The sequence below is a fragment of the Devosia sp. genome, from assembly GCF_030689745.1.
GTDB classification, from domain to species: domain Bacteria; phylum Pseudomonadota; class Alphaproteobacteria; order Rhizobiales; family Devosiaceae; genus Devosia; species Devosia alba.
Window position 1 is genome coordinate 1 of record NZ_JAUYGL010000181.1, and the last position, 7,120, is coordinate 7,120.

Annotated in this window: 11 protein-coding genes and 1 pseudogene; all 12 read left to right on the plus strand. The window is 61.5% G+C overall.

What is annotated here, in order from left to right:
- A pseudogene (locus Q8O80_RS15840) lies at positions 1-331 on the plus strand (HyaD/HybD family hydrogenase maturation endopeptidase); the annotation flags it as partial.
- Entirely contained in the window at positions 331-645 is a 315-nt protein-coding gene (locus tag Q8O80_RS15845; protein WP_305580969.1) for a HypC/HybG/HupF family hydrogenase formation chaperone, read from the plus strand. The pseudogene Q8O80_RS15840 and the gene Q8O80_RS15845, both read left to right, overlap by 1 nt.
- Positions 646-659: 14 nt before the next feature.
- Positions 660-1,094, plus strand: a complete 435-nt coding sequence (locus Q8O80_RS15850) for a hydrogenase-1 expression HyaE (protein WP_305580971.1) — start codon at positions 660-662, stop codon at positions 1,092-1,094.
- Between the two features lie 24 nt (positions 1,095-1,118).
- Positions 1,119-1,964 carry a hydrogenase expression/formation protein gene (locus Q8O80_RS15855; protein WP_305580973.1) on the plus strand — a complete coding sequence of 282 codons (846 nt, stop codon included), beginning with the start codon at positions 1,119-1,121 and terminating at the stop codon, positions 1,962-1,964.
- Positions 1,961-2,185, plus strand: coding sequence for a rubredoxin (locus Q8O80_RS15860; protein ID WP_305580975.1), 225 nt, complete (start codon positions 1,961-1,963; stop codon positions 2,183-2,185). The genes Q8O80_RS15855 and Q8O80_RS15860 overlap by 4 nt, the downstream gene beginning before the upstream one ends.
- Entirely contained in the window at positions 2,186-2,782 is a 597-nt protein-coding gene (gene hybE / locus Q8O80_RS15865) for a [NiFe]-hydrogenase assembly chaperone HybE (RefSeq protein ID WP_305580976.1), read from the plus strand.
- Positions 2,779-3,924 (plus strand): nickel-dependent hydrogenase large subunit, encoded by a 1,146-nt coding sequence (locus Q8O80_RS15870; RefSeq protein ID WP_305580978.1) that lies wholly within the window; start codon positions 2,779-2,781, stop codon positions 3,922-3,924. Before hybE ends, Q8O80_RS15870 begins: the two co-directional genes overlap by 4 nt.
- Positions 3,924-4,265 (plus strand): hydrogenase maturation nickel metallochaperone HypA, encoded by a 342-nt coding sequence (hypA, locus tag Q8O80_RS15875; protein ID WP_305580979.1) that lies wholly within the window; start codon positions 3,924-3,926, stop codon positions 4,263-4,265. Before Q8O80_RS15870 ends, hypA begins: the two co-directional genes overlap by 1 nt.
- The gene (gene hypB, locus Q8O80_RS15880) at positions 4,265-5,152 is read left to right on the plus strand and encodes a hydrogenase nickel incorporation protein HypB (RefSeq protein ID WP_305580981.1); all 888 of its coding nucleotides are present in this window, start codon (positions 4,265-4,267) and stop codon (positions 5,150-5,152) included. Before hypA ends, hypB begins: the two co-directional genes overlap by 1 nt.
- 11 nt (positions 5,153-5,163) lie before the next feature.
- Positions 5,164-5,418 carry a HypC/HybG/HupF family hydrogenase formation chaperone gene (locus tag Q8O80_RS15885; RefSeq protein WP_305580983.1) on the plus strand — a complete coding sequence of 85 codons (255 nt, stop codon included), beginning with the start codon at positions 5,164-5,166 and terminating at the stop codon, positions 5,416-5,418.
- Positions 5,415-6,581: a hydrogenase formation protein HypD gene (hypD, locus tag Q8O80_RS15890; RefSeq protein ID WP_305580985.1), complete on the plus strand. Its 1,167-nt coding sequence runs from the start codon at positions 5,415-5,417 to the stop codon at positions 6,579-6,581. The genes Q8O80_RS15885 and hypD overlap by 4 nt, the downstream gene beginning before the upstream one ends.
- Positions 6,578-7,120 (plus strand): AIR synthase related protein (locus tag Q8O80_RS15895; RefSeq protein ID WP_305580987.1); only part of this gene is annotated, 543 nt, incomplete at its 3' end. The genes hypD and Q8O80_RS15895, both read left to right, overlap by 4 nt.

The following is a 7,120-nucleotide window of genomic DNA, read 5'->3' on the forward strand; positions in this document are numbered from 1 at the left end:
GGTCGGCGTGCAGCCGGTCGAACTCGACGATTACGGCGGCAGCCTTCGCCCCGAGGTCAAGGCGCAGATCGGACCCGCCATCGAGATGGCGCTCGCGTTTCTCTCAGGTCACGGCGTCCATGCCGAGCCGCGGACCGCGCGGCTCGACGAGGACAAGACCATCGCCTCGCTCGAACTGACGCTGGGGCGCTACGAGGCCGGGCGTCCGGGAGAGGCCGAAGCCTTCCGGCATGGCGACGGCCGGGTGCTCGCCGACCGCAACTGGCGCGGTCCGCAGGATTTCGACGCGGAGATGGAACGCCTCGTCTCGGGCAAGGCGGAGGCCCGCTGATGTGCATCGGAATCCCCATGCAGGTGATCGAGGAGGGCGACGGGCATGCGCTCTGCCGCGCGGCCGATGGCGTCCACCGCATCGACATGTGCCTCGTCGGAGCGGTGCCGGCCGGCGGCTGGGTGATGGTCTTTCTGGGCACCGCGCGCGAGGCGATCAGCGCCGAACAGGCGCGCCGATCCGCCGACGCCATCGAGGCGCTGGGCAAGGTCATGCGCGGCGAGGGCGGGTTCGAGCACCTGTTTGCCGACCTGATTAACCGTGAGCCCGAACTGCCCGATTTCCTGCGCCCCGCCGCGACAGACCCCACCTGAAGAGAGGATCCTCCATGTTTTCACCCCTGCTGCAATCGATCATCGAACGCGAAGGATACCCCGTCGTCGACCACGACGACCTCGACGCTGTGACGGTGGAACTGCCGTTCGCGATGCTGTTTGTGGCGGGCGACGCCCTGCGTGTTGCGGAAAGCAACGATGTTGCCGTGGTCGTGCCCGAGCTGGACAAGGCTTTCGCAGGAGCCATCACGCCGCTGATCGTCAGCCGCGACAGCGAGCGCGACATCCAGCGGCGCTACCGGTTCAACGCCTTTCCGGTGCTGATCTTCCTGCGCTATGGCGAATACCTTGGCGTCATCCCGCGGGTACAGGACTGGAATGACTACATACGCGACATTCCCGAAATCCTATCGCGCGAGCCAAGCGAACCGCCAGCTTTCCAGTTTCCCGATGGCTGCGGCGCTCCGCAACCGAACCTTCAGCACTAGACAGAACCGTTCGAGGACACCGCCATGCAAGACCAGATCACCTCATTTATCGGCCCCGGCAGCCAGCCCGGCGAAGAGGACGGCACCACGCTCGATTACATGCAGATGCCTTCGGGCATGATGACATTCGCCACGCCTGATCTGCCTGAATCCGAAGAGGCGGAAAGCTTTCAAGCGGGTATGGCCGCGCTTGAACAGGTTCTCTCCCAGCTACAGGATTACCAGGAAGCTGAGCAGGGGCGCATGGTCAGCCTTCTCGGACTTGATCCGGAAAACCTCAATTTCGTTGGCCAGGTTCTGGGTGAAGGCGAAGTCTCGTTGATTGCAGGCGGTGTCGCGCAAGCCCAAGAAGCCGTTCTGGCCGGAGTATGGCGTGTTCGCGAAACCACCGATGATGGCTCGATTTTGCGCGACTATGTCGAAATCGGGGCCTTTCCCGCCCGCATTCTGGAGACCGCATTTGACGTCGCACAAAGCGAGATCGCCATTCCGGATTCATTTGGACCCAATATCTTCAATGCTCCACCGTTGTTGCCCGAAATAAATGATCAGATTCCGCGGGTGAACGGTGCGGGTTTCACGCATGTGATCAATCTGTCGTTGCTGCCGCACACGGAGGAAGATCTGCTTTTCCTCAATGAAACGCTGGGGCGTGGCGCAATCACGGTGCTGTCGCGCGGCTATGGCAATTGCCGCATCACAGCGACAGCGACCCGAAACGTCTGGTGGGTCCAGTTCTACAATTCGCAGGATACGATGATACTCAACACCGTGGAAATCACCCATGTTCCCGAGGTTGCCTGCGCGTCGCCGGAAGATATCGCGGATTCCGCTGAACGGCTCGACGAGATCCTGGAAATCTACCGATGAGCGATCATTTTTTTGCAGGATCCTATGGCGGTGACGCAGCCAAAATTGGCCCGCGCACAAAGCTTGAATGCAAGATTTGCTGGCATGTCTACGATCCGGACCAGGGCGACGACTATTGGCAGATCCCGCGTGGAGTGTCGTTTTCCGACCTGCCCGATCATTGGACATGCCCGGAATGCGACAGCGGAAAATCAGGCTTCATGGTCATTGGAGACAATTGAATGGCTGACCGCGCGGACATTGGCCCAAGGATGGAAGCCTGTTTCGAGGAGATCAGGACAAGCCGCATGGCTGGTATCCCGATCCTCAATGCGGCTCTGCCGGTGAAGGCGGTAGGCGGGCGATCCTGGAACGGTTACTGGCTCTGCGTGCTGATCACGCCGTGGTTCATGAACCTGATGGCTCTGCCGGATAAGGCTGGAGATGAGCCGGTCGCTACCGGCACCAAACGCATGTTCGCATTTCCGGCCGGATCGTTCGAATTCATCGCCGGAGGCGAGGCGGCAATTGGCCCCTTCTGGATGTGCTCGCTGTTTTCGCCGGTACTCGAGTTTTCCGATCAGGAGGGGGCTGAAGCGACCGCCGTTGCGGCGCTTGAGGCGATCTTTGAATCCGGCGGCGAATCGGATGCTAGCGAGCGTGACATGGCAGCTATGTGGCGGGGTGAAGTGCCCGTTCAGGCCGATGACGCTGGCAATGATTCCGAAGATGACGCAAGTGAAGACCGGGCTGCACCCGGCCATGGATCGCACGCACCGCGACCGGTCAGCCGTAGGGCCTTCCTACGCGGTGGTGCGCCCGCTGAGGAACGGTCATGATGCTCGAGGGCAAGGTGGAAATCATCCTCGGAAAGGGCCGCGGATCAGCGGTGCGGCACGACCGGACAGTCAATATCTCGCCGATGCTTAGCGGCCGCTCGCCTGCGGAGGCGATAACCTGCATTTCGTCGGTTTACGGCGTTTGCGCCAATGCCCAATCCCATGCCGCGGTTCTGGCGCTTGAAGCGACGATGGGCGTCGCGCCGGACCGGCAAACCGCTTGCGCCCGCGTGCTTGTCACGTCCATGGAGACATTGCGGGAAAACGTACTGCGCATCGCGCTCGAATGGCCGAGGTTTTTCGGTGGCGAGCCGGAAGGGGCGTCGGTTCGCCCGGTGATCGGTTATGTACCCCGAATCCGCCACGCTTTGTTCGGAAGCCGCAATCCATTCGCCATCGGAGCGGGATGCGTGCCTGACAGAGTGGCGGCGCTCGCGGTAATCGACGAGGCGGAAGCACTGCTTGCTGATGGAATATTCGGCGAGCCGCTGGAGGTTTGGCGAGCACGGCGAGGCATGGCCGGTTTTGCCGACTGGTGCGCTCTTCGCCGGACCGCTGCGGCGCGGATGATCGCCAATTTGTCTGAAAGGAACTGGATCCACATGGCGGATGCTGGACGCGATGCGGTGGGTTTGCCGCATACCGGTTCGGCAGTTGCATGGCCGAGGCTGCTTGCAGGCAACAGCAGACGCGTGCCCTTCGCATTGCAGGATGGGGTTCCGGAAACGACCCTGTTCTCGCGGCGTCTGGCCGAAGGCCCTGTCGAAAGTCTCAACAGCTCGGGTCTTGGTGCGCGGTTCATCGCCCGTCTCGCTGAACTTGCGTGCCTTCCTGCCGAAATGCGTTTATTGCTGGACGGGCAGGGAGAGCCAGGAACGATGACCGAAACCGACGACGGGACAGGCATTGGTGTTGTCGAGGCAGCGCGCGGACTGCTCATTCACACAGTCGGGTTGCGTGACGGGCGCGTCGATGCCTACCGTATTGTGTCGCCAACGGACTGGAATTTCGATTCCCGGGGTATCGCGGCGCGGTGTCTGGCCACGCTCGACGGTCATGATGAGGCGGACAGGATTTCACTTGCGCATCTGGTGGTCAACGCCATCGACCCTTGCGTCGCCTATCAAGTGAGGGCAGCCTGATGCATGAGATGTCGATTTGCGAAAGCATTCTCGGAGTTCTGAGGGATCAGGCTCACCAGCAAAAGTTTGACAAGGTCAAACGGGTCTGCGTGGAGATCGGCCCGTTGTCCGGGGTCGAAATCGAAGCGCTGAGATTCGGGTTCGATGTGGTCATGCGCGGCTCGATTGCCGAAGAAGCCGTATTGGATATCATCGAGACGCCGGCCAAGGCCTGGTGTTTCTCCTGCGGCAAGGACATCGTGATCATAGAGCGCTATGATCCGTGTCCCGATTGTGGATCGCACCAACTGCAGGTGACAGGCGGCGAGGAATTGCGGATCAAGGAACTGGAGGTCAACTGATGTGCACGGTTTGCGGATGCGGAGAAGGCGAAGTCCGGGTCGAGGGCGCGGACAAGGCGCAAGGCCACAAGCACGATGACCGGCATGATCACGGGCACGGGCATCACCATGACGGCCACCACCATCATCATCATGGCGATCACGGGACGCTCGATTATGGTGCGGGGGAGGCCGGTGCGGTGGTGCCTGGAATGAGCCAGGGCCGGATGATCCAGCTCGAACACGACATTCTGGCCAAGAACAATACCTATGCGGCCGAAAACCGGAATTTCTTTGCAAACCACGGTATTCTGGCGTTGAATCTGGTCTCCAGTCCCGGCTCCGGCAAGACCGCGCTGCTGGTCAAGACTATCGAACTGCTTGGTGACAGGCTCAAGAGCTATGTGGTCGAGGGCGACCAGCAGACCTCAGCCGATGCCGAGCGTATCCGCGCGACCGGGGCGCCTGCTATCCAGATCAACACCGGCAAGGGCTGCCATCTCGATGGCCATATGGTTGGTCACGCGGTGGAGCATCTGGGGCCAGAAGACGGCTCGGTGTTGTTCATCGAGAATGTCGGCAATCTGGTCTGTCCGGCGGCTTTCGACCTGGGTGAGGCGCACAAGGTGGCGATCCTCTCGGTGACCGAGGGCGAGGACAAGCCGCTGAAATATCCCGACATGTTCGCCGTCTCGGATCTGGTGCTGGTCAACAAGACGGATCTGCTGCCTTACCTCGATTTCGATGTGGGCGCGGCGGTCGCCAACGCCCGCAAGGTCAATCCGGCGATCAAAGTGCTGCAGGTTTCAGCCCGCAGTGGCGAGGGCATGGACGCCTGGATCGCCTGGCTGGCGGCGGCGCGGGCGATGGCGCTCGTCGGGCATCCGCTCGGCGCGGCGGCGGAATAGGGAGAGAATCCATGTGTCTGGCGATACCGGCAAAGGTGATAGCGCTCGAAGCCAACGACATGGCGGTGGTGGCGCTGGAAGGCGTCAAGAAGCGCATATCGGTAGTTCTGCTCGATGAGGTGGCGGTCGGCGATTATGTGCTGATCCATGTCGGTTACGCGTTGCACCGGGTCAGCCCCGAGGAGGCAGCACGGACGCTGGCGTTGATGGCGGAAGCCGGCATTTTGAAGGAAGAACTTGAAGAGATCACGGGGAGCGAGGCATGAAATATGTCGATGAATTCCGCGATGGCGGTTTGGCCGAAAATCTGGCCGCCAGGATCAAGGCCGAGGCTCAACCCGATCGCACCTACCATCTGATGGAATTCTGCGGAGGGCACACGCACGCGATCTTCCGCTACGGGGTGCAGGATCTGATGCCCGATAACGTCAAGTTCGTGCACGGGCCCGGCTGTCCGGTCTGCGTGCTGCCGGTGCGCCGTCTCGACGATGCGGTGGAACTGGCCGAGCGCCACGGCGTGATCCTGTGCTCCTATGGCGACATGATGCGCGTGCCGGGCACCAAACAGCGGTCATTGATCCGCGCCAAGGCCGACGGAGCCGATATTCGCATGGTCTATTCGACCATCGACGCGCTGAAGATCGCCCGCGACAATCCGGACCGGCAGGTGGTTTTCTTCGCCATCGGTTTCGAGACCACCACACCGCCAACGGCCGTGGCTATCAGGCAGGCCGAGGCTGAGGGACTGGAAAATTTCTCGGTTTTCAGCAACCACGTTCTAACCCCCTCGGCGATTGGCCATATTCTGGAATCTCCGGAAGTACGCGACCTTGGAACCGTCAGGATCGATGGCTTTCTGGGACCGTCGCATGTCAGTTCCGTGATCGGGTCAGAGCCTTATGAGTTCTTCGCCGAGGAATTCGCCAAACCGGTCGTCATCGCCGGGTTTGAACCGCTCGACGTGATGCAGTCGGCGCTGATGCTGATCCGCCAGATCAACGAGGGCAGGGCGGAAGTCGAGAACGAATATACCCGCGTGGTCACCCGCGAAGGCAATCTGAAAGCCCAGAAGCTCGTTTCCGAGGTGTTCGAGTTGCGCCAGAGCTTTGAATGGCGCGGGCTCGGCGAAGTGCCGTATAGCGCGCTGCGCATCCGCGACACTTATGCCGCCTTCGATGCCGAGAAGCGCTTCGAGATTTCGGAGAAGCAGTCGCGCGAAGTCAAGTCCTGCGAGTGCCCGGCGATCCTTCGTGGTGTCAAGAAGCCAACCGACTGCAAGCTGTTCGGCACGGTCTGCACGCCGGACAACCCGATGGGATCGTGCATGGTGTCGTCGGAGGGCGCGTGCGCCGCCTACTGGACCTATGGCCGCTTTCGGGAGCCCCAGAAAACAGCCAAGGAGAAGGCAAGCAAGGAGGTGGCCGCATGAACATGGTGGAAAAGCGCATCTCGCTCAGAACCGGCAATGTCGACATGACCCATGGTGGCGGCGGCCGGGCGATGGCGGAGCTGATCCGCGACCTGTTCCACCGGCATCTGGGCAATCCGATCCTCGATCAGGGCAATGATGCGGCGTTGATCGACGTGCCGCAGGGCCGGCTTGTCATGTCGACTGATGGCCATGTGATCTCGCCGCTGTTCTTTCCAGGCGGCGATATTGGCTCGCTTTCGGTCCATGGCACGCTCAATGATGTAGCCATGGCCGGTGCCCGGCCGCTTTATCTCACCGCCGGCTTTATTCTCGAGGAGGGCTTTCCGCTCGCCGATCTGGAACGGATCGTCATCTCGATGGCGCGGGCGGCGCGCGAGGCTGGCGTTCCGGTTATCACCGGCGACACCAAGGTGGTCGAAAAAGGCAAGGGCGACGGGGTCTTCATCACCACCACCGGGCTTGGCGTTGTGCCCGACGGGGTGCGGGTTTCCGCAGACCGGGCTAGGCCTGGACAGGCGATCCTGCTGTCGGGTCCG

What these genes read in the sequence shown, in the direction of transcription:
- hypD (WP_305580985.1), top strand. Translation starts at nt 5,415, where the DNA reads ATGAAATATGTCGATGAATTCCGCGATGGCGGTTTGGCCGAAAATCTG.
- Q8O80_RS15855 (WP_305580973.1), top strand. Translation starts at nt 1,119, where the DNA reads ATGCAAGACCAGATCACCTCATTTATCGGCCCCGGCAGCCAGCCCGGC.
- Q8O80_RS15850 (WP_305580971.1), top strand. Translation starts at nt 660, where the DNA reads ATGTTTTCACCCCTGCTGCAATCGATCATCGAACGCGAAGGATACCCC.
- Q8O80_RS15860 (WP_305580975.1), top strand. Translation starts at nt 1,961, where the DNA reads ATGAGCGATCATTTTTTTGCAGGATCCTATGGCGGTGACGCAGCCAAA.
- Q8O80_RS15885 (WP_305580983.1), top strand. Translation starts at nt 5,164, where the DNA reads ATGTGTCTGGCGATACCGGCAAAGGTGATAGCGCTCGAAGCCAACGAC.
- Q8O80_RS15870 (WP_305580978.1), top strand. Translation starts at nt 2,779, where the DNA reads ATGATGCTCGAGGGCAAGGTGGAAATCATCCTCGGAAAGGGCCGCGGA.
- Q8O80_RS15845 (WP_305580969.1), top strand. Translation starts at nt 331, where the DNA reads ATGTGCATCGGAATCCCCATGCAGGTGATCGAGGAGGGCGACGGGCAT.
- hybE (WP_305580976.1), top strand. Translation starts at nt 2,186, where the DNA reads ATGGCTGACCGCGCGGACATTGGCCCAAGGATGGAAGCCTGTTTCGAG.
- hypB (WP_305580981.1), top strand. Translation starts at nt 4,265, where the DNA reads ATGTGCACGGTTTGCGGATGCGGAGAAGGCGAAGTCCGGGTCGAGGGC.
- hypA (WP_305580979.1), top strand. Translation starts at nt 3,924, where the DNA reads ATGCATGAGATGTCGATTTGCGAAAGCATTCTCGGAGTTCTGAGGGAT.